Below are 22,027 nucleotides of genomic sequence, written 5' to 3' on the forward strand. Positions count from 1 at the left end.
CATGCCTGCGCCGGCATGTCACCTCACCTGATGATAATAAAGTGCCATAGATGAATCGTGAACCTTCGACCCGACCGAGGCGCCCTTGACCGACCGCAACCAGCGTAATCAGTACACCGACATCAATCCCACCGAACCCGACGCCGCGTTGTCCGGCGTATTGGCCGATCAGTCCGAGGTGCTGCTCGATGACGGGCGGCGCGCCGACGGCTGGCATGAGGATGCCAATCAGGAATGGGAGGAGCGCGAGGCCCGTAACGAGCTCAAGCATGTGGCGGGCCTCGGCGAGCTCCAGGACGTCACCGAGGTCGAATACCGCAAGGTGCGCCTCGAACGCGTGGTGCTGGTGGGGGTGTGGTCCTCGGCCGAGACGACGCAGGCCAAGGCGGAGGAGTCTCTCAGGGAGCTTGCGGCGCTCGCCGAAACCGCCGGCGCCGTGGTGTGCGACGGCTTGCTGCAGCATCGCCTCAAGCCGGATGCGGCCACCTACGTGGGTTCCGGCAAGGCGCGCGAGATCGCGGACATCGTGGCGCGGGAGGAGGCCGACACCATCATCGTGGACGACGATCTGGCACCTTCGCAGCGCCGTGCCTTGGAGGACACGGCCAAGGTGAAGGTGGTGGACCGCACCGCCGTGATCCTCGACATCTTCGCCCAGCATGCCACCTCGCGCGAGGGCAAGGCTCAGGTGGAGCTCGCGCAGCTCGAATACATGCTGCCCCGTCTGCGCGGTTGGGGTGGGTCGCTGTCCCGTCAGGCAGGCGGACGCGCGGCCGGCGCGGATGCGGGCATCGGCTCCCGTGGCCCCGGTGAGACCAAGATCGAGATGGATCGTCGCGTGATCCGCACGCGCATCGCCCGTCTGCGCCGGCAGATCCGTGAGATGGCCCCCGCTCGCGAGATCAAACGTGGTTCGCGCCGTAGGTTCGGCCTTCCCACGGTCGCGGTGGTGGGGTATACGAACGCGGGCAAATCGTCGCTGACCAACCGGCTGACCGGTTCGCGAGAGCTGGTCGAGAACGCGCTGTTCGCCACGCTGGACACGGCCGTGCGGCGAGCCAGGACGCGCGACGGGCGCCTCTATGCCTATGTCGATACGGTCGGTTTCGTGCGGCGCCTGCCCACCCAGTTGATCGAGGCGTTCAAGTCCACGCTGGAGGAGGTGGCCGAGGCGGACGTGATTCTGCATGTGGTGGACGGGTCGCATCCCGATCCCTTCTCGCAGATCAGCGCCGTCAACGATGTGCTTGCGGACATCGAGGGAACCGCCTCGATTCCACGCGTGCTGGTCTTCAACAAGGCCGATCAGGTGGACCGGGCCACACGTGAGCGACTGGCCTCGCTGGAGCCCGAGGCCCATATCGTCTCCGCGTTCAGCGGTGAGGGGTTGGACGGGCTGCGCGACGCCGTGGAGTCGCTGCTGCCGGTGCCGCATGTGCACGTCAACGCGCTGCTGCCGTACACGGCCGGCTCGCTGCTGTCCCGCGTGCGCGAATACGGCATGGTGACCAAGGTGGAGTACCGTGACGACGGCGTGATGCTCGAGGCCGACGTCGATTCGCATCTGGCGGCGCAGGTGGTCGAGCGGTCCATCGGATAGCGGTCGGCGGCGATGAGACGGCCGGAGACGGTTGATCGGTGGCGGTTGGTCGGTAGGGGTTGGTCGATGGGGCGCATACGATCCCGGTTGCGGGAGTCACGCGATTGTCTGCGGTCGTCGGAGCATTGGAGGAACATTCGGTGTGAACGTTTCCTCTGCGGGCAGGCCTGTTGCGGGGGTGGAAAGTGAGGTAAATCACACTTTATGTGTGAGCGCTAACAATCCTTATGGAATATGGGTTTTGGGCATAAAAAGCGGTCTATCCGGCATGTGGAAACGTCTCGCTGGGCTTATAAAGTGAAGTCGTAATCGATCAGGCCTGCCACTTATGCAGACCGCCTTTGAAGAGAGGTTTACCTATCATGGCGGAAACTACCGTTAAGCCCACGAAGCTTGCTATTATCGGTGCCGGTGCCGTTGGTTCCACCCTTGCTTTCGCTGCCGCCCAGCGTGGCATCGCCCGCGAGATCGTGCTCGAGGACATCGCCAAGGAGCGCGTGGAGGCCGAGGTGCTTGATATGCAGCACGGCTCCAGCTTCTACCCGACCGTTTCCATCGACGGCTCCGACGATCCCGAGATCTGCCGCGACGCCGACATGATCGTCATCACCGCCGGCCCGCGTCAGAAGCCGGGTCAGTCCCGTCTGGAGCTCGTCGGCGCCACGGTGAAGATCCTGCAGGCCATCATTCCAGGCCTCGTCAAGGTTGCTCCGAACGCCATCTACATGCTGATCACCAACCCGGTTGATATCGCCACCCACGTTGCCCAGAAGATCTCCGGCCTGCCCGAGAACCAGGTCTTCGGCTCCGGCACCAACCTCGACTCCGCCCGTCTGCGCTTCCTGATCGCGCAGCAGACCGGCGTCAACGTCAAGAACGTTCACGCCTACATCGCCGGCGAGCACGGTGATTCCGAGGTCCCGCTGTGGGCTTCCGCCACCATCGGTGGCGTTCCGATGTGCGACTGGACCCCGCTGCCGGGCCACGAGCCGCTGGATGCCGCCAAGCGCGAGGAAATCCACCAGGAAGTCAAGAACGCCGCCTACAAGATCATTAACGGTAAGGGCGCCACCAACTACGCCATCGGCATGTCCGGCGTGGACATCGTCGAGGCCGTCCTGCACGACACCAACCGCATCCTGCCGGTGTCCTCCATGCTCAAGGACTTCCACGGCATCTCCGACATCTGCATGTCCGTGCCGACCCTGCTCAACCGTACCGGCGTCAACACCGCCATCAACACCCCGGTCTCCGACAAGGAGCTCGCCGCTCTGAAGCGCTCCGCCGAGACGCTGAAGGAAACCGCCGCCAAGTTCGGCTTCTGATGAAGCCGTCGTCACGCATGGCGTTGACTGCGTGACGGTTCGTTCCTCATTGATGGTGAGGGCCTCGATTTCGATGATCGACGCCCTCACCATTTTTGTTAAGTCCTGTTCAATCGACTGGTGCAGACGAGGCGAGTCTGGTGAGTTGGCTTCCCTGAGGGGCCAACTCACCCAGAACTTACGCTGATGAATCCAAGTCAATTCTGGTGTAACAGAGCCTTGTTATACAGGCGACGAGGCCGTCACCACTGGCGGACGATATGACCTGCGTCGTGACCGTTCGTGGTGCGCATGAGCCGTCGTCGTGCGCGTTCAGCGGATGCGTTTGGCGGATGTGCCCGGTTGGATGTGTTCAGCGGATGTGCTCAGTGGGCGTGTTCGGCGGCAGTGGGCTGATGCATCTCGGCGTCGGAAGGGGAACGATACCCTTCCGGTTCGAGTTGGAAGGTGGTGTGGGGCACCGAGACGGGGAAGTGTTCGCGCAGGCAGTCCTGGAGCTGTTCGAGAATTGTCGAAGCCTGTTCCATGGTCAGACCCTTGTCCACGACGATATGCGCCATGAGAATCGGCATGCCGGTGGACACCGTGCTGGCATGCAGGTCATGCACCGCGACCACATGGGGCACGCTTTCGAGATGAGCCCGCACGGCGTCCAGATCAAGACCTTTCGGTGTCTCCTCAAGCAGCACACGAACCGCGTTGTGCAGCAGCTTGATGGCGCGGGGAATCATCAGCAATGCAATGACCGCGCCGGCGACCGCATCGAATCCACTCCACCCGGTGGACAGCATCACCAGAGCCGAGGTCACCACCGCAACCGAGCCGAGCGCGTCGTTCATGACCTCCAAAAACGCCGCCTTCATATTCATGTTGTCCTCGCGCTGCGAGGCAAGGATGAAGATTGAGATGACGTTCGCCGCAAGTCCTAGTATGCCGACGAACAGCAGCAGGTTCACGTCCTCGACGTCGTTCGCGGACCCGCCGAACAGACGCATGCCGGCTTCGACCAAGGCGTAGATGCCGACAATCATCAGTACGAGCGCCCCTACCGCCGCGGTCAGCACCTCAAGTCGCGCCCAGCCCCAGGTTCGTGTGTTGCTTGGCTTGCGGCGCATGAGTATGGCGGTAATCGTCGAGGCGATCAGCACCGACATGTCGGTGAGCATGTGACCGGCATCGACCAGCAGCGCCAGAGATCCGGTGAGGAAGGACGCCGCCACTTCGACCAGAAACACCGTTCCCGTCACCGATAACGTGGCCATGAGCCTGCGCTGATGGGCGCGCGGGTCGTTGGCTGCTGCTGGGGTTGCATGGGTATGGGACATCGTGTATTGCGATCCTTTCCGGTTTTCAGTTGAAACCGCTTCTCAATACCATTCGCGGTATGGTCCGGATACGACGAAACCCCGGCTTGCGGCCGGGGTTTCCGTTCTTTCGGCACTATAGCACGAGATGACGTTCGCGTGCTGCTCGTGTGACCTAGTGCATTACAGTTTACGCAGCGAGTTACAGTTTGCGCAGCACGGTGACGACCTTGCCCATGATGGTGGCGTGCGTGCCGTCGATTGGGGAATACGCCGGGTTGTGCGGCATCAGCCAGACATGGCCGTTGTCTTTGCGGAACGTCTTGACGGTGGCCTCGTCATCCAGCAGGGCGGCGACGATGTCGCCGTTGACCGCGGACTGCTGTTCGCGCACCACCACATAATCACCGTCGCAGATGGCGGCGTCGACCATGGAATCGCCATGGACCTCCAGCATGAACAGTTTGCCGGTGCCGGTCAGCCGCTCCGGCAAACGCATGACATCCTCCACATGCTGTTCGGCGGTGATGGGCACTCCGGCGGCGATGCGGCCCACCAGTGGTATGTCCTGCGACTGGGTGATGGATGCACTGGGGAACTGGTATATCGCAGCGGTGATTTCATCGTCCTGTTCGCGTGAATCCGCCGTTGTGCCTGCACTGCGTGGCGGCGTGACGGCGGCATCGCCGACGACCACCTCGATGGCGCGGCCCTTATTGGCGTTCATGCGAATGAACCCCTTCTCCTCCAGTGCCTGAAGCTGATGCTTGACCGAGGAGGGGCTCTTGAGCCCAGCCGCTTCGCCGATCTCCCGGAATGACGGCGCGAACCCCTGTTCTGCGATATGCGTGCGGATCGCATCCAACACCTTGCGTTGGCGGTCGGTCAACGACGATTCGTCCGGCTGCTTGGGGGAGAAGGGGATGGTGCTCACGTCTGGTTCCTTTCACTCTGTATCCAGCATACCGGCTTGTTCACAAAAAATCAAACATCTGTTCGAGTGTCGTGGTTGACGATTTCGAACACATGTGCCACTATAAGAACAGATGTTCGATAGAACGTTCGTTCGAGAAGGGGCTGATATGACCAATTCGGTAGTCGCTGGCGGTGCCGTTGGATTGCATGTGGATGAGAAGCGCCCATCGCGGCGTGTGCATGGGTTGTCACGAGGCGTGCACGAGCTGTCACAGAGGACGCATAGACCGTCGCGAGGTGGTCGAGGAATCGCGGTGCTGCTGGCGTTTGTGTTGTCGTTGATCGGTGCCGGTATTGGAACCGCGCAGATGGCGCAATCGCAAGGTGGTCCCGTTGAGGTAACCAGCTACATCGTGAAGCCAGGGGATACCTTGTGGTCGTATGCGTCCCACATCACCCCACCCGGTGAGGATGTGTCCCAGACCGTGGATGAACTCATCAGTCTGAATCATCTTGATTCAGGCTCATTGCGTGTGGGGCAGCGAATCGTCGTACCGGTTGAGGAAGTCGTCGGTTGATGGATTATCGTCTGATGAGTTTGTCGCCTGTTGGGATCGTCCGATCAGCGGTGGCGGACGACTGTCGCAATCGTGGTGATGGCGGTTGCCGTGACGTAGGCCTTATCGCCGGCGGTGATGGCGAAACCGCCGTATATGATGCTTTTCCGCCCGGTCACGTTATTGTGGAGAGTATGCATTGTCCTTTTTGCCAAAATCCAGACACCAAGGTAATCGATACCCGTATCAGCGATGATGGTCATTCCATCCGTCGCCGTCGTGTATGCCCGGTGTGCAACAGACGATTCACCACCGTGGAGACGAGCATGCTGCTGGTCACCAAGCGATCCGGCGGTGTGGAACCGTTCAGCCGGGACAAGGTGATCACCGGCGTGCGCAAGGCATGTCAAGGCAGGCCCGTCAAGGAGGAGGACCTGAAGAAACTTGGGCAGAAGGTGGAGGAGGACCTGCGCTCCCGTGGCTTGGCCGAAGTGAGTTCGGATGAGGTCGGCAAGGCCATTCTCAAGCCATTGCGTGATTTGGATGAGGTGGCGTATCTGCGTTTCGCCAGTGTGTACCAGAACTTCTCGGGTCTGGAGGATTTTCAGAAGGCCATCGACGCGCTTCGCGAGTTGGCCAATTAAGTCGGCCAACTAATAAGTCGGCCAACTAAGGGTGTGGGCGGCGAGCCGCAGGAATCGCAGCTTGCCGCCCACACCCTTATCGAAATCATTCGACTAGCGAGATCATTCGGCGGCATCGCCCGAAGGCAACCCGTCAGCTGATGACGCGCATGCGGATGGTGCCCTCGATGTTGCGCAATGCGTCCAACGTGGTTTCGCTGGGCTGCTGCGCCACATCGGTGACCACATAGCCGAGCTCGCCTTCAGTCGCCAGGGACTGGAAGGAGATGTTGATGTTCTCCTCGCCGAGCACGCGGTTCACACGAGCCAGAACGCCGGGCAGATTGTCATGGAGGTGTGCGATGCGGCAGACGCCCTTGCATTCGCCCAGATTGATCTGCGGCAGATTCACGGACAGCGAGGTGGAACCCTTGAACCAGTAGTCCTCGAGGCGCTGCGACACGAAGTGGCCGATGGACTCCTGGGCCTCCAGGGTGGAGCCACCGATATGCGGGGTGAGAATCATGTTGTCCTCATCCGCCAGCGGGGTGATGAACGGGTCGCCGCTCTTCTTCGGCTCGACGGGGAACACGTCCACGGCGGCGCCGGAGAGATGGCCGGAGTCGAGATGACGCTTCAGAGCATCGAGATCCGCCACGAATCCGCGGGACAGATTGATGAAGATGGCGTCCTGCTTCATGTGGGCGAACTGGTCCTCGCCGAAGAAACCGGTGTTGGACTTGCGGCCGTCCACATGCAGCGTCACCACGTCGGATTGCTCCAGCAGCTCATTCAGTGTGTCGCAGCGCTGCGCGTTGCCCAGTGCCAGCTTCTCCTCGATGTCATAGAACACCACATGCATGCCCAGAGCCTCGGCCAGCACGGAAAGCTGGGAGCCGATGTTGCCATAGCCGATGATGCCGAGCGTCTTGCCGCGGACCTCGTGCGAGCCGGATGCGGACTTGTCCCAGACGCCGTGCTTGATGTGGTGGGTGTGGGCCGGCACGCGGCGAAGCAGGCAGATGATGTCGCAAATTACCAGTTCAACGACGGAACGCGTGTTGGAGTAGGGGGCGTTGAACACGGCGATGCCGCGCTTGCCGGCATGCGTGAGATCCACCTGATTGGTGCCGATGCAGAAGCATCCCACGGCGGTCAGGTTCGGCCGCGCGTCAAGCACGCGGGCCGTAACGCTGGTCTTCGAGCGGACGCCGACCAGATCGACGCCATCCAGCGCGTCGATGAGTTCGTCCTCACTCAACGCGCCCTTCATGGTCTCGACCTCGAACCCACTGTTGCGCAGCGAAGCGGCCGCATCGGGATGAATGTTTTCCAGTAACAATGCTTTGGGCATATTCCCACCTTAGATGTTCAGGGACTTCTCGTCCTCGTTTGTCCGAACTATAACCAGACGCTGGGTGGGCCTGGTCATGGCCACATACAGATCCGACGCCGCCACGGGCCGGCTTGGCGCATTGTCGGCGATGCGCCCGGGCTCGACCACCACCACGGCGTCGAACTCCAGACCCTTGACCGTTTCCGTGCCGCAGACACTCACCTGTTCGTCCCACTGGGGCTGATCGTGCAGCCGCTGGTATTCGGCGGGGTCGAGCAGGCTGGAGAGACGTCGGTCGACGGCGGCGCGCACCGGGGCGATTAGGTCGTCGGGGCAGATGATCGCGATGCGACCGGTGCCGTCGGACGATACGAACTGGTTGGCCAGTTGCACCGCCTGGTTGGCGACCATGGAGAGGAGCGCCTTGCCGTCGTCCACGACGTGACGGGCGACAGAATCGTGCACGCTGCGCACCGCGTTGACGGTAGAGATGTACAGTCCCTCGCCCTGGGCGAAGCCGGAGGCGAGCTCCGAAACCTCCTTGGGGTTGCGGTAGTTGATGGTCAGTTCGTTGAGATCCCAGTGCGAGGCTCCGAAGAGACGGTTCATGGTCTTGTCCCATCGGCGTGAACCGCCGAGGGCCGAGGTCTGCGCCACATCGCCCACGATGGTGAACGACCGTGAGGGGCAACGGCGGATGAGCATGCGCCAGTCCATGGCGGTCAGCTCCTGCGCCTCGTCGACCACAATGTGGCCGTACGTCCATTCGCGGTCCGCGGCGGCGCGCTGGGAGGTGAGTTCACTGTCGTCGCCGTTCATTTGGTCGAGCAGCATCTGGCTGGAGACGATGCCCTGACCGAGCCCGGTGGCGGCCAGCGTATCCTTCGCATACTGCTCCTCGGCGGCCCTGCGGGCGTCGGCGGCGGACTTCTTGGCCACCAGCTTGGGATCGGGGCCGAGCAGGTCCATGGCCTCGTCCAACAGGGGGATGTCGGATCGGGTCAGCGGCGAGCCCTTGGGGCGGGCCAGCGCGGCCACGTCCTCGTCCGAAAGCCAGCCGGCCAGCGACTTGAGCCGCTCCGGATGGGCGAACAGCTGGTCGATGAGCCAAGGGCCGGTCATCGGCAGCCAGCACAGGTTCAGGGTCTTACGCACCTGCTCGTTCATGCGCAGCAGCGACATCGTGCGGTTGAGCTCCGCTTGGTCCGGCGTGTAGTCGAGCTGCTCGGCATAGCGGGCCTGCATGTTCGACAGCATGGAGCGGATGAAGGTCTCGCGGGCCTTGTTGTGCGGCTGGCGGGTGCGCTTGGCATCGGCCTGCGCCTGCTCGATGTCGGCGGGGAGCATCGGCACCTGGATGCCGCTGATGGTCACTGTGGGCAGGTTGGAAGGCACGCGGACACGGGCGGCGATGGCGTTGGCCACCACCTGAGCCATGCGGCGGTCGCCCTTGAGCTTGGCGGCTTGCGGGGAGTCGAAGCCGGTGGCGGTGATTCCGGGGACCAGATCCCCGATGGTGCGCGAGACCACGCCGGTCTCGCCCAAGGAGGGCAGCACCTGATCGATGTAGTGCAGGAACGTGGAGCTCGGTCCCACCACCAGCACGCCGGAACGCTCCAGCGTGCGACGATGTGTGTACAGCAGATAGGCGGCGCGATGCAGTGCCACGGCGGTCTTGCCGGTGCCGGGGCCGCCCTGCACCACCACCGCGCGGTTCATGTCGGAGCGGATGATGCGGTCCTGCTCGGCCTGGATGGTAGCCACAATGTCCGTCATCTTGCCGGTGCGGCGCGAGCTCAGCGAGGCCAGCAGCGCGCCCTCTCCGGTCAGCGTGCCGGCGGAGGACGCCTTGCCTACCTGATCGGAGTGCACGTCGAGCACTTCGTCCTCGACGCCCACCACCTCGCGGAAGCTGAGGGTGATGTGGCGACGCATGACGATGTCGCCGTGGTTGGATGGCGTCGCCTCGTAGAACGGGCGGGCGGCCTCGGCGCGCCAGTCGGTCAGGATGGGCTCGTGGTCGGTGCTGGACAGGCCGATGCGGCCGATGTAGTGCCTTCTGCCGTCCTTGGCGTCGAGACGGCCGAACACCAAACGGTCCTCCACGCTGCGCAATTGGGTGAGACGGTTCTCGTACATGGTGGCGAAGGAATCCCGCTCGCTGCGTTGGGTGGGCGAACCATGGGAGCCCGCCGCCCGGACGGTGTCCAGACGCTGCCACATCTCGGCGCGCAGATCGTCCAACCGTCCGTAAGCCCGGTCCACCGCCTGTTGTTCCTCATGCAGTTGCGAGGCGTAGCTTGACATGCTTCTCTTCGATTCCAATCCGTGGGGTCAAAACTTCAAGGCATTCAAATTTACCGCAGACCCCATACGTCGGTCGGCGTTCGGGGGAGAGCGTGGGTGAAGTTCAGGTGAATTCCGGCCATGCTCAGCATGGTTGGTTCGCGGTTGGGCCGCAGTCGGTTCACGGTTGAGCCGCGGTCGGTTCGCGATCGGTCTGTGGTTGGTCTGTGATCGGCCCGTGGCCGGTCCGCGCTTGACCTGTGATTGGCTCGCCCTCCGACACGCTAATCCATGTGATTTACCCGAAAAGGTGAGCAAATCGTGCACGGGTGGGGAAAAATGGGGAAGTGTGGGGTAGAGTGGTGAGGCGTTGGGTGTCCCATACCCTTCAGGAGCGGCAAAGGAGGTGGAACCATGGTCGACGAGCGGCCGGCACAGGACGCCGAGTCCAAGGCCGAGGGTTCCGCGCTGTCCGACCTGATGGGAGGTCTGCCGCCGCTCCTGCTGGGCACCTACACCCCCAAGATCGACGCGAAGGGCCGTATGGCCCTGCCCGCCAAATTTCGCCCCCAACTGGGCCAGGGTCTGGTGATGGCCCGCGGTCAGGAGCGGTGCATCTATCTGCTGCCGTTCGATGAGTTCCGCCGCATCGCCGCGCAGATCCAGCGCACCTCGGTGGGCAACAAGGCGGCCCGCGAATACCTGCGTGTGTTCCTGTCCGGCGCCGTGGACCAGGAGCCGGACAAGCAGGGCCGTGTGCTGGTGCCGCAGATGCTGCGCGACTACGCCCATCTCGGCTCCGAAGTGGTGGTGATCGGCGTGGGCACGCGCGCCGAGCTGTGGAACAAGGATGCGTGGGAGTCCTATCTGGCCGAGAAGGAAGAGGGCTACGCCGATATTGCCGATGATGTGTTGCCGGAGGTTGAGTTCTGATGATTGATGTGACCGCCATACACCAGCCGGTGCTGCTGGCCGACTGCGTTGCGCTGATGGCGCCGGCGTTGGACCACGAGGGCGCCATCGCCGTGGACTGCACGCTGGGTCTCGCCGGCCACTCCACGGCGTTCCTCAAGGCTGCCCCCAAGGCACGGCTCATCGGCATCGACCGGGACGGCGAGGCGCTGGGCCTGGCCACCGAGCGCATGCGGCAGGAGGGTCTTGCCGATCGTTTCACCCCCGTGCACGCCGCCTTCGACCAGCTCGACGAGGTGCTTGCGGACAGGGGCATCGCGCGTGTGGATGCCGTATTCATGGATCTGGGCCTTTCCAGTCTGCAGATCGACGAGACGGACCGTGGTTTCTCGTATTCGCATGACGCCCCGTTGGATATGCGCATGGACGTGAGCCAGCCGCTCACCGCGGAACGCATCCTCGCCACCTATGACGCCCAGGAACTGACGCGCATATTCAAGGAGTACGGGGAGGAGCGTTTCTCCCGCCAGATCGCCCGCGAGATCGTGGCCCGCCGCGTCCGCGAGCCCTTCACCACCACCGCGCAGCTCAATGCGCTGGTCGACGAAGTGGTGCCCCAGGCGCACCGTCCGGCGGGCAATCCCGCCAAGCGCGTCTTCCAGGCGCTGCGCATCGAGGTCAATGGCGAACTGGACAAGCTCGCCTCCACGCTGCCGCAGGCCGCGAACCGCCTTGCCGTGGGCGGCCGTCTGGTGGTGGAGTCCTACCATTCCTTGGAAGACAAGACCGTCAAATCGTTCATGGCGCAAGGTCTCAGAATCGACGCCCCGGCCGATCTGCCCATCGTGCCGCCCGACGCGCAGCCGTTCTTCAAGGAACTGACCCGTGGCGCCGTCAAGGCGGATGAACAGGAGATCGCGTCCAACCCGAGGTCCGCGTCCGTACGTCTCCGGGCCGTAGAGCTCAGCCGCGAGATCCCCGACCGTTGGCGTGCCCGTTTTGTCGAGGACGCCGAGAACCCGAACCCGAGTAGGGGTTCCCATACGGACGACAAAGGCACTTCGCGCTCCGGTCGAAACGCACGCCATGACGGCCGCGACACCGGCCGCACGGCACGCGGCGACCGGGCGAACCGCCGGATCGGCCGCGCGGATCGCAACAGCCACGACAACCGCGGCGGCCGCAACGACCGCGCAAGGAGGGACTGATGGCAGCAACCGCACGCAGCGTCCGGTCCAACGCAGCACCCTCATCCAACCGGCCGGAATCCAAGCCGGCCACGTCGTCGCGCCCCGAACTGCGCCTGATTTCGAACCAGCGGACGCAGACGCAGGGCAACGTGGTCGGCCGGGTCATCGAATGGACCCGCACCCGCAGCGCGCCGCTCGTCCACGTCGTCATCGCCGTGGCTTTCCTGATGGGCACGCTGTTCGGCGCGCTCATGCTCCGCACCCAGATGGTGCAAAACTCGTTCGAGGCCGCGCAGATCGAGGCGCACATCAGCGTGCTGGAGCAGGACGTCGAGGACGATCAGGCCAAGCTCGACCAGCTCGTCGCCACCCTGCCGGACAAGGCCAGCGACATGGGCATGGTCCCGCAGCAAGGATCCGTGTCCATCGACCTCAACGGATACCAACCCAGCAGTTCCAGTACTACCGAAAGCGGGAAGTAAGTGAAGACCATCCAGCGCATCGTTCGGTTCGCCAAGGTGAAGACCTTCGCGTTCAAGTGCATCGCCGTGGGCGCGGCGCTCGCCCTGGTGGCCACGGCGTGCCTGGCGCAGCTCGCCTCCACCCAGCTCATCGGCGGGCGCCAGACCGCGCAGGCCGCCACGGCCAGCCGCACGCTCACCGTCACGCTTACGGCCAAGCGCGGCCGCATCCTCGACGCGAACGGCACCGTGCTCGCCCAAAGCGTGGAACGGTACACCATCGTGGCCAATCCGGAGGCCGCCCAGGAATTCACGCCGATCACCTGCAACGACACCACCCGCGACTACTGCCATGAAATCGACGGCAAGCCCGTGGGCGCCACCGGCGCCGCGGCCGTGGGACGACTGCTGGCGAAGGCCCTTGACATGAACGCGATGGAACTGGGCGCCAAGATGTCCGGCACCGGCCAGTACGTGATCCTTAAGAAGGACGTCACCCCGCAGGTCAAGCGCAGCATCGCGGCGCTCAACCTTGGCGGCATCGTCTGGGGCGAGCTCAGCAGCGAACGCCTCTACGCGGACGGCGACGTCATGGGCGCCCTGCTCGGCGGCGTCAACGCCGAGGGCGTGGGCGTGGCCGGCATCGAGCAGATGGAGAACGAGGCGCTGACCGGCACCGACGGGCACCAGACCTACCAGCGCGGCAACGGCGGCGAGGAGATCCCCGGCACGATGACCGAATCCGTGGCGGCCAAGGATGGCGAGGACGTGACCCTCACCATCGACCGCGACGTGCAGTGGTACGTCAAGAAGGTCCTCAAGGACGCCAAGTCCAAGTACGGCGCCACTTGGGCCATCGCCGTGGTGCAGGACGTCAGCAGCGGCGAGATCCTGGCGCTCGCCGACAGCGACGAGGTGAAGGCCGGCAGCGACGAGGCCAAGATGAGCGTCTCGCGCGCCGTCTCCGAGACGTTCGAGCCCGGTTCGGTGGGCAAGGTCATCTCCATGTCCGGCTACCTGCAGACCGGACTGCACAAGATGACCGACCAGCTCACGGTGCCCGACCACACCACCCAGAACGGCCAGACCTTCAAGGACTCCTTCGAACACGGCTCCGAGCGCTGGACGCTGGCAGGCATCCTGCAGAACTCCTCGAACGTGGGCATGGTGCTTGCCGGACTCAACTACACCGACGAGCAGCGCTACGAGTACCTCACCAAGTTCGGCATCGGCCAGGCCACCGGACTCCACCTGCCCGGCGAGTCGACCGGCGTGCTCACCAGCCCATCCTCATGGGATCTGCGCACGCGCAACACGGTGCTGTTCGGCCAGGGCTACACCGTCAACGCCCTGCAGCTCAACAACGTGGTGGCCACCATCGCCAACAAGGGCGTCAAGCAGCAGCAGTCGATCATCAAATCGACCTCGTCCACGGCCGGCTCGTCCGACGCGACGGCCCAGGGCAAGGCCACGCGCGTGGTCGATGAGAAGGTCGCCGCCGACATGATGAACGGCATGGAATCCGTGGCCGAAGGCTACAGCAAGTTCGTCAAGGTCGACGGCTACCGCATGGCCGCCAAGTCCGGCACCGCCGAGGTGCAGGGCGCGGACGGCAAGCTCTCCTCGATCATCTCCGACTATTCGGTGGTGATTCCCGCCGACAACCCGCGCTATGCGGTCACCGTGGTGCTCAAGGACCCGAACGGCGTCTTCGGCGGTCTGACCGCCGGCCCGGTCTCCGCTCAGATCTGTGAGTTCCTTATGCAGAAATACGAGGTGCCTGTCTCATCCCCGCGTAAAGATGCTATTCCGGTCACGTGGTGATATAGGCGATCGCAGGAGGAAGGCGGAACGTCCATGAGTGCAGTGAGCGAATCCATCACCCAGCGGATGACCCTGGGTCTGCTCGCCCGACGGTATGGTCTCGAGATCGACCCCCCGTTCGCCGTCAACGTGACGATCACGTCGCTGAGCGACACGATCGACACCGTGATTCCCGGGTCCCTGTTCATCTGCGGGGCCGCGCAGGGCGCCGATCTGCCGCGTGCGGCCCAGTCCGGCGCCTATGCGGCGCTCGTGCCGTCGGCTCTGAAGGGGCAGTGCCCGGATGCGGGCATCCCGCTGCTCTACGGCGATCTCGACGACCGCATGATGGGCACGCTGGCGGCCGGATTCGCCGGTTCGCCCTCGAGCACGATGGCCGTGTTCGTGGTGGCCGGCGACGACGAGGACGTGATCGATGCCGACGCGCATCATCTCGCCGATTTCCTGCATATGCTCGGCAATCCGGTGGCCCTGGTCAGCGCATCCGGCTCCACGTCGATGACCCGCACCCTGAATCTCAGCTACCCGCTCGGCATCCTCGACATGCAGCGTGTGCTCGCCGTGTGCGCGGAGGACGGCGTGGCCGCGGTGATCATCGCCATGAATCCCTCGACCCTCAAGCCGCACGCCCTCGAATCCGTGAACGTGGACGTGCTCGGCGCCCAGCGTTCCGCATCCGGGCCCGATCTGGCCGAACTCCGGGACCGCTACGCGTTCGTGGCGGACGGCGATCTGGCGCTGACCCGCCCCACACGGGAATCGGACGATCTGGCCGCGGATTCGCCGGCGGCCTCCAGCATGTCGCGTCTGCGCCATATGTCGCTCGCCATCGCGATGGTGTTGGCGGCCGGGGTGCGCAGAAACAACGTGCGCAGCGCGTTGCGCGTGGCCAGCAACCTGACATGACGGGCCCGCCCCAAGGCCCAATGACTTACATCCATGGGATACCACGGAAGACAAAGGAGCAGATGACACTATGGTGCCGATGAGCGTGGAGGAGATCGCGCAGGCCGTTTCCGGCCGACTGGTGGAGGACGGGGCACCCGGGCGGCTCGGGGCGTCACCGGCTCCGGCCACCAACACCGTCAGCGACTCGCGCCAGGCCGGCGTGGGCTCGGTGTTCGTGGCGATCAGGGGAGAGCGGGTGGACGGCCATGACTTCGTGCCCGCCGTGGCGGCGCAGGGAGCCGTGACGGCGATCGTGGACCATGAGATCGCCGATGCCGGACTGCCGCAGATCGTCGTGGACGACACCGTGGCGGCCCTCGGCGAGCTGGCACGCCACAACATCGCCCGGCGACGCGAATTGCCCGGCGACTTCGACCTGATCGGCCTGACCGGTTCGGTGGGCAAGACCACCACCAAGGACCTGCTGTCGTCGCTGTTGGCCACGCTCGGCCCGACCGTGGCCCCCGTCGGCTCCTTCAACAACGAGATCGGTCTGCCGCTGACCGCGCTCAAGGTGGGGGCGGACACGCGCTTCTTCGTGGCGGAGATGGGTGCCAACCATGTGGGCGAAATCGCGCGGTTGACCCGCATCGCCCCGCCCGACACCGCCATCGTGCTCAAGGTCGGCGTCGCCCATCTCGGCGAATTCGGCTCGCGCGAACGCATCGCGCAGGCCAAGAGCGAAATCGTCCAGGGGCTCGTGCCGGGCGGTCTGGCGGTGCTCAACGCGGACGACGACCATGTGACGCCGATGGCCGAGATCGCGCCCGGCGACGTGCTCTGGTTCGGCGAGGGCCGCAGCCGCGACAACGAGGTGTTCGCCATGGACATCGCTGCCGACCATGCGGATCATGCCGAATTCACGCTTATCGCCGCCGACGGCGACCGTGTGGACGTCCATCTGGGCATCCCCGGCCTGCACAACGTGATGAACGCGCTGGCAGCCTCCGCCGTGGCCATGCACTACGGCATGACCCCGGAGGCCGTCGCCTCGACGCTCGCCGCGCAGCACGTCATCAGCCCCCATCGCATGGCGCTGAGCGAGGTGAGCCGCGAAGGGGCGTCCTTCACACTCATCGACGACTCCTTCAACGCCAACCCGGACTCCATGAAGGCCGGTCTTGACGGCCTCAAGGCATGGCAGCCGGCGGACGGCGCGCACGCCCCGTTCCGTGTGGCCCTGCTGGGCGCGATGCTCGAACTCGGCCCGGCCGAGACCGAACTGCACGCCTCGATCGGCGAGTACGCGGCCGAACAGGGGCTTGACGCCATCATCGCCGTGGGATCGGCCACCGACGCGCATCTGGACGCGCTGGCCGGCGCGCTGGCCGGCGGTGCGAGCGGGGCCGACGAGGCCCGCGACGCGCACGCTCCGCTCGTGGAGCATGTGCACGACGTCGATGCGGCCGAACGGCTGGTGCTGGAACTGGCGGCGCATCATCCTGATACGGTGGTGCTGCTCAAGGGCTCGCACGTCTCCGGACTGAGCGCATTGGCCGAACGCTGGGCGAGGAACTGACCCGGCCGCACACAGGGACGGAACCGAAGAGACAAGGGAAGATTCACCGTGATTGCTCTGATCATTGGAATGCTGACGTCGCTGATCATCACACTGGTCGGCACGCCGATGCTGATTCGGCTGGTGCACCGCCTGCACTATGGCCAGTACATCCGCCAAGACGGACCGCAGTCACATCTGGTCAAGCGCGGCACCCCGACGCTCGGCGGCGTGGTCATCAACTTCGCCATCCTGCTCGGCTGGGGCGCCTCCGCACTCTACCGGTACCTGCGCTCGGGCGACGTTCCCTCGTGGTCCGCGGTGCTGGTGCTATTCGCCATGTTTTCGATGGGCGTGCTCGGTTTCATCGACGACTTCGCCAAGGTGCGCAAGAAGCAGAACGAGGGCCTGACGGTGGGCGGCAAGTTCATCGGCCAGTTCATCTTCGCCACCATCTACGCGGTGCTGGCGCTCATCATCCCCACCAAATCGGGCCTGCCCAGCGCCCAGCCCGGCATGAGCTTCATCGAGAAGCCGTTCTTCAGCTTCGATTTCGCCGGACGTGCCGTGGCCATCATCCTCTTCGTCATCTGGGTGAACTTCCTGATGACCGCGTGGACCAACGCCGTGAACCTGACCGACGGCCTGGACGGTCTGGCAGCCGGCTCCTCGATGATCTCCTTCACCGGCTTCGGCATCATCGCCTTCTGGGAGAGCTACCACATCAAGGGCGGCGACCACGGCGGCTATTCCTACGCCGTGTCCGACCCGCTCGACCTGACCATCATCGCCGTGTGCGCGGCCGTGGCCTGCTTCGGTTTCCTGTGGTACAACTCGAACCCCGCGTCCATCTTCATGGGAGACACCGGCTCGCTCGCGCTGGGCGGCCTGTTCGCGGCGCTGTCCATCGCCACGCACACCGAGTTCCTGGCCGTGATCATGGGCGGGCTGTATGTGATGGAGGCCCTGAGCGACGTGATCCAGGTGGGGTACTTCAAGATGACGCACAAGCGCGTGTTCAAGATGGCCCCCATCCACCATCATTTCGAACTGCTGGGATGGACCGAGACCAAGGTGGTGGTCCGGTTCTGGATGATCGAGCTGATCTTCGTGCTCATCGCGCTGACCATCTTCTACGGCGACTGGGTGACCAGATCCGGCCTGCTGTTCAGCTAGCGGAAAGGTAACGGAAACGTGGGCGGCCTATGCTCGCCCACGTCGGCATCCGGGCCGGGCGCCGCCGCATGCCGTACATGTCGGGCGCACGGTCGGCGTCGGCGGTCAGGGGTCGGCGATCGGGAATCGCCTGCGGGCCTTTGACCAGACTTCTAGGGAGGAACAATGCAAATCGAAGATAAGACGGTGGTGGTCGCGGGACTGGGCGTGTCCGGTACCTCGCTGGCCGAGGTGCTGCGCGAGCGCGGCGCCCATGTGATCGGTGTGGACGAGCGCAAGCCCGAGGCCGACCTCCATTCGTTCGATGACGTGGACTGGGACCGCGTGGACTATGTGATGTCCTCGCCCGTGTTCAATCCCCGCACGCCGTTCATCCTCGAGGCCCAGCGCCGAGGCATCCCCGTGATGAGCGAGGTCGAATTCGCGTGGCGGCTGCGCGTGGACAACGAACGCACCGGCAGTCCCGCGCCGTGGATCGGCATCACCGGCACCAACGGCAAGACCTCGACCACCGAGATGACCTCCGAGATGCTCAAGGCCTGCGGCATGGACGCGCCCACCGCCGGCAACATCGCCTCCGGCGACATGTCCATGAGCCTGTCGCGCTGCGCCGTCAACCCGAAGCATGACGTGCTGTGCGTGGAGCTGAGCTCCTTCCAGCTGCACTTCACCGATTCGCTCGAGTTGGATTGCGCCGCGATCACCAACATCGCCGACGACCATTTGGACTGGCACGGCGGCCGCGAGAACTACGCGGCGGACAAGTCCAAGGTGTTCCGGGGCGCCAAGCGCGCCATCGTCTACAATGCGCAGGACGCCAAGGTGAGCGCCCTGGCCGAGGCCGCGCACACCGCCGAGGGATGCCGCAGGATCGGATTCACCCTCGAGGAGCCCAAGGCCGGGCAGATCGGCATCAAGGACGGCTGGATCGTGGACATGAGCGGCGTGGCCGGCGCAAGCGCGGGGGAGGAGATCCGCATCGCCCCCATCACCGACTTCACGCATCTCATGGAGCCCGACGGCACCCTGTACCCGCATCTCGTGGCCGATGCGCTGACCGCGCTCGCCCTCGTGCTGGGCTTCGGCGCGGACCTCAACACCGCGCTCGGCGCGTTGAAGGCGTTCAAACCGGGCGGCCATCGCATCGAGACGGTCGCCGAGGCCAAGCTGGCCGACGGCGTGGTGCGCTTCGTGGACGATTCCAAGGCCACCAACGGCCATGCGGCCCATGCGTCGCTCTCCAGCTTCCCCGCGAAATCCGTGGTGTGGATCGCCGGCGGTCTGGCCAAGGGCAGCCGCTTCGAGGATCTAGTCAGGGACCAGGCCCACACCATCAAGGCCGCGGTCATCATCGGCAAGGACCAGCAGCCGATGATCGACGCCTTCGCCAGCGAAGCGCCCGACATCCCGGTCACCGTCATCGATCCGGCCGACAACGACACCGTCATGGACCGCGCGGTCGAAGCCTGCGGCTCGTATGCCGCCGGTGGCGATGTGGTGCTGATGGCCCCGGCATGCGCGTCCATGGACCAGTTCAAGTCCTATGCGGACCGTGGCAACCGGTTCGCGGCGGCGGCCCGCACCTGGAGCGAGGTGCATGGCCTCCACTGATTCCCGTTCCCGCGCGCGCAACATGCGCCGAGCCGCAGGAGAGCCGGCCCTGGTCATCAACGACTACACCGGTTGGCGCAGCCTGCTCAATCCGTTGTGGTGCTACCACGGCTTCCGCATGGCCGTGGTGGGACTGACCGTGTTCGGCCTGATCATGGTCTTCTCCAGCTCCACGGTCACGATGACCTCGCAGGGCAAGTCGCCGTTCGTCCAGCTCATCAGCCAGGGCGGCTTCTGCGTGATCGGCCTGATGCTGGGGTTCGCGGCCATGATGATGCCGGTACGGTTCTGGAGGACGACGGGCATGGGATTCGTGGTCGCCGCCCTGATCATGCAGGCGCTGACCTTCACGCCCCTCGGCCTCGACGTCTACGGCAACAAAGGCTGGCTCAATCTGGGCTTCACCACCATCCAGCCAGCGGAATTCATGAAATTCGCGATGTGCGTCTGGCTGCCCGCCTCGCTGCACGCCTGTAGCAGGCTGTACCGCAAGGAGGGCATCAAGGCATACCGGTTCCCGATGCTGGTGTATGGGCTTGGTCTGTTGCTGGTGATTGGAGGCAAGGACCTCGGCACCGCGATGATCCTCATCTTCATCGGTGGCGTGGCGTTTCTGGTCGCGGGATTCCCCGGCAAGTGGATGGCGGCCGGTGCGGGAATCGCCGTGGCGCTGGTCATCGTGCTGGCGGTGACCAGCCCGAACCGTATGCGACGTATCCTCGCCACGTACGGCGATTGCTCCGCCGCCGATGCGCAGACCGTGTGCTATCAGTCCATGCACGCCAAATACGCCATCGCCTCCGGAGGCTTGCTCGGTCTGGGCATCGGCAACTCGCGTGAGAAATGGAACTATCTGCCTGCGGCCCACAACGACTTCATCTTCGCCATCATCGGCGAGGAGACCGGATTCGTGGGATCGGCCATCGTCATCCTGTTCTTCGTGATTCTCGGCTGGTGCATGATCGCCATCGCCCTGCAGGTGCCGGACCGGTACGTATCCATGACGCTCATGTGCGTGACCATCTGGCTCGTCGGCCAGGCGCTGGTCAACATCGGCGTGGTGGTCGGCGTGTTCCCCGTGCTTGGCGTGCCCATGCCGTTCGTCTCGGCCGGCGGCTCGTCGATGATCATGTGTCTGTCCGCGGCCGGACTGGTTGTGGGGCTTATGCGCTCGCAGCCGCAGATCAAACAGGCCAGACAGACCGCGTAGAGTACACTCGGTAACCATGACTGAAGGCACATTGGAAGGCGCATATCATATCGTGTTGGCCGGCGGCGGCACCGCAGGCCATGTCAACCCGTTGCTCGCCGTGGCTGGTGCCATCCGCGAGCTCGAACCCACCGCACAGGTGAGCGTGATCGGCACCGCCGTCGGATTGGAGAAGGATCTCGTCCCGGCCGCCGGACTTGAACTCGACACCATCGAGAAGGTGCCGTTTCCGCGCAGACCGAACCTGTACATGCTGAAATTCCCGTTCAAATGGAAGCGCGAGACCGCCAAGGTGCGTGCCATCCTCGAGCGGCGGAAAGCTGAGGTCGTGGTCGGCTTCGGCGGATACGCCTCCGCGCCCGCCTATGCCACGGCGCATCGGATGGGCATCCCGATCGCCATCCATGAGCAGAACGCCCGCGCCGGCATGGCCAACAAGCTTGGTGCGCGATGGGCGGAATTCATCGGCACCGTATATGAGGGCACCGGTCTCAAGCCTCGCGAGGGTGCGACCGTCGAACGCGTCGGTCTCCCGTTGCGTCCGGCCATCGCCGAGCTGGCCCGTCGTATCGGCGAGGACCGCGCCGCCGTCCGCCGCGAGTCGGCCGCACGGCTGGGGGTCGATCCGAACCGTCCGCTCGTGCTGGTCACCGGAGGATCGTTGGGCGCCCAAAGCCTCAATCGTGCGGTCGCATCCTCGGCGGCCGGGCTGTTGGCCCATGCCCAGGTGATTCACCTGACCGGCCGAGGCAAGATCGACGAGGTCCGCGGCCTCGTCTCCCGGTCGGCGGGCGACGGCGTGCTCACCGGACTCGGCCCCGAATCCGCCGGACAGGGGGACTACCATGCCGCCGAGTACCTCGAACGCATCGATCTGGCTTTCGCCTGCGCCGATCTGGTGATCTGCCGCGCCGGCGCCGGTTCGGTTTCCGAGCTGGCGGCGCTGGGACTGCCCGCGATCTACGTGCCGCTGCCCATCGGCAACGGCGAGCAGCGCTTCAACGCCGAGCCTGTGGTGCAGGCGGGTGGCGGTCTGCTGGTGGCCGACCGTGACCTGACCCCCGCATGGGTCGCCGAGCATGTGCCGGCATTGCTGGCCGACCCCGAGCGCCTCGCCTCCTTCGGTCGCAAGGCCTGGGAGTACGGCATCCGCGATGCGGCGCGAATCATGGCGCGCCATGTGCTCGACCTTGCCGCACGGCGCAGGGCGCGTGGCTGAACCTTGCCTCACGAATCCCGCAGAACGAATCC

The 22,027-nt window shown here is 64.6% G+C and carries 19 protein-coding genes; 14 read left to right on the plus strand and 5 right to left on the minus strand.

Features of this window, described 5'->3' with window-relative positions; all coding sequences use genetic code 11:
- Positions 1-121: 121 nt before the first annotated feature.
- Both hflX and BMYO_RS09435 read left to right on the plus strand, forming a co-directional pair.
- Positions 122-1,600, plus strand: a complete 1,479-nt coding sequence (gene hflX, locus BMYO_RS09430) for a GTPase HflX (RefSeq protein ID WP_094668240.1) — start codon at positions 122-124, stop codon at positions 1,598-1,600.
- Positions 1,601-1,962: 362 nt separating this feature from the next.
- Positions 1,963-2,925, plus strand: a complete 963-nt coding sequence (locus BMYO_RS09435) for an L-lactate dehydrogenase (protein WP_094668217.1) — start codon at positions 1,963-1,965, stop codon at positions 2,923-2,925.
- Between the two features lie 365 nt (positions 2,926-3,290).
- On the opposite strand, the gene BMYO_RS09440 is transcribed toward BMYO_RS09435, so the two are convergent.
- Together BMYO_RS09440 and lexA are read right to left on the minus strand one after the other, a co-directional pair.
- Positions 3,291-4,250 carry a cation diffusion facilitator family transporter gene (locus BMYO_RS09440; protein ID WP_094668218.1) on the minus strand — a complete coding sequence of 320 codons (960 nt, stop codon included), beginning with the start codon at positions 4,248-4,250 and terminating at the stop codon, positions 3,291-3,293.
- Between the two features lie 181 nt (positions 4,251-4,431).
- The gene (gene lexA / locus BMYO_RS09445; protein ID WP_094668219.1) at positions 4,432-5,163 is read right to left on the minus strand and encodes a transcriptional repressor LexA; all 732 of its coding nucleotides are present in this window, start codon (positions 5,161-5,163) and stop codon (positions 4,432-4,434) included.
- A gap of 148 nt (positions 5,164-5,311) precedes the next feature.
- Between lexA and BMYO_RS09450 the strand changes: the two genes are divergently transcribed.
- Complete coding sequence (locus BMYO_RS09450) at positions 5,312-5,722, plus strand: LysM peptidoglycan-binding domain-containing protein (protein ID WP_094668220.1); 411 nt, start codon at positions 5,312-5,314, stop codon at positions 5,720-5,722.
- 44 nt (positions 5,723-5,766) lie between these two features.
- Here BMYO_RS09450 and BMYO_RS11805 read toward each other — a convergent pair whose 3' ends face one another.
- Positions 5,767-5,964: a hypothetical protein gene (locus BMYO_RS11805; RefSeq protein WP_169834127.1), complete on the minus strand. Its 198-nt coding sequence runs from the start codon at positions 5,962-5,964 to the stop codon at positions 5,767-5,769.
- Between BMYO_RS11805 and nrdR the strand changes: the two genes are divergently transcribed.
- Complete coding sequence (nrdR, locus tag BMYO_RS09455; protein ID WP_094668221.1) at positions 5,896-6,345, plus strand: transcriptional regulator NrdR; 450 nt, start codon at positions 5,896-5,898, stop codon at positions 6,343-6,345. The two genes, BMYO_RS11805 and nrdR, sit on opposite strands and share 69 nt — an antisense overlap.
- A 133-nt stretch (positions 6,346-6,478) precedes the next feature.
- On the opposite strand, the gene serA is transcribed toward nrdR, so the two are convergent.
- Entirely contained in the window at positions 6,479-7,678 is a 1,200-nt protein-coding gene (gene serA, locus BMYO_RS09460) for a phosphoglycerate dehydrogenase (protein ID WP_094668222.1), read from the minus strand.
- Between the two features lie 9 nt (positions 7,679-7,687).
- Complete coding sequence (locus BMYO_RS09465; RefSeq protein WP_094668223.1) at positions 7,688-9,967, minus strand: HelD family protein; 2,280 nt, start codon at positions 9,965-9,967, stop codon at positions 7,688-7,690.
- A gap of 393 nt (positions 9,968-10,360) precedes the next feature.
- On the opposite strand from BMYO_RS09465, the gene mraZ reads away from it, so the two are divergent.
- The 10 genes from mraZ (at position 10,361) to BMYO_RS09515 (ending at position 21,995) form a co-directional block, all read left to right on the plus strand.
- Complete coding sequence (gene mraZ, locus BMYO_RS09470) at positions 10,361-10,879, plus strand: division/cell wall cluster transcriptional repressor MraZ (RefSeq protein WP_094668224.1); 519 nt, start codon at positions 10,361-10,363, stop codon at positions 10,877-10,879.
- Positions 10,879-12,066: a 16S rRNA (cytosine(1402)-N(4))-methyltransferase RsmH gene (gene rsmH, locus BMYO_RS09475; protein WP_094668225.1), complete on the plus strand. Its 1,188-nt coding sequence runs from the start codon at positions 10,879-10,881 to the stop codon at positions 12,064-12,066. Before mraZ ends, rsmH begins: the two co-directional genes overlap by 1 nt.
- On the plus strand, positions 12,066-12,530 hold the full coding sequence (gene ftsL, locus BMYO_RS09480) for a cell division protein FtsL (protein WP_169834129.1): 465 nt from the start codon (positions 12,066-12,068) through the stop codon (positions 12,528-12,530). The genes rsmH and ftsL overlap by 1 nt, the downstream gene beginning before the upstream one ends.
- Entirely contained in the window at positions 12,531-14,333 is a 1,803-nt protein-coding gene (locus tag BMYO_RS09485) for a peptidoglycan D,D-transpeptidase FtsI family protein (protein ID WP_094668226.1), read from the plus strand.
- 33 nt (positions 14,334-14,366) lie between these two features.
- Positions 14,367-15,239 (plus strand): hypothetical protein, encoded by an 873-nt coding sequence (locus BMYO_RS09490; protein ID WP_094668227.1) that lies wholly within the window; start codon positions 14,367-14,369, stop codon positions 15,237-15,239.
- 70 nt (positions 15,240-15,309) lie between these two features.
- Positions 15,310-16,800: a UDP-N-acetylmuramoyl-tripeptide--D-alanyl-D-alanine ligase gene (locus tag BMYO_RS09495; protein WP_094668228.1), complete on the plus strand. Its 1,491-nt coding sequence runs from the start codon at positions 15,310-15,312 to the stop codon at positions 16,798-16,800.
- Between the two features lie 48 nt (positions 16,801-16,848).
- On the plus strand, positions 16,849-17,955 hold the full coding sequence (mraY, locus tag BMYO_RS09500) for a phospho-N-acetylmuramoyl-pentapeptide-transferase (RefSeq protein ID WP_094668229.1): 1,107 nt from the start codon (positions 16,849-16,851) through the stop codon (positions 17,953-17,955).
- Between the two features lie 165 nt (positions 17,956-18,120).
- Positions 18,121-19,566, plus strand: a complete 1,446-nt coding sequence (gene murD, locus BMYO_RS09505) for a UDP-N-acetylmuramoyl-L-alanine--D-glutamate ligase (protein ID WP_094668230.1) — start codon at positions 18,121-18,123, stop codon at positions 19,564-19,566.
- On the plus strand, positions 19,553-20,776 hold the full coding sequence (gene ftsW, locus BMYO_RS09510; protein WP_094668231.1) for a putative lipid II flippase FtsW: 1,224 nt from the start codon (positions 19,553-19,555) through the stop codon (positions 20,774-20,776). The genes murD and ftsW overlap by 14 nt, the downstream gene beginning before the upstream one ends.
- Before the next feature lie 16 nt (positions 20,777-20,792).
- Positions 20,793-21,995 carry a UDP-N-acetylglucosamine--N-acetylmuramyl-(pentapeptide) pyrophosphoryl-undecaprenol N-acetylglucosamine transferase gene (locus BMYO_RS09515; RefSeq protein ID WP_094668232.1) on the plus strand — a complete coding sequence of 401 codons (1,203 nt, stop codon included), beginning with the start codon at positions 20,793-20,795 and terminating at the stop codon, positions 21,993-21,995.
- Positions 21,996-22,027: the final 32 nt, after the last annotated feature.

It is taken from the genome of Bifidobacterium myosotis (assembly GCF_002259745.1).
Taxonomy (GTDB): Bacteria; Actinomycetota; Actinomycetes; order Actinomycetales; family Bifidobacteriaceae; genus Bifidobacterium; species Bifidobacterium myosotis.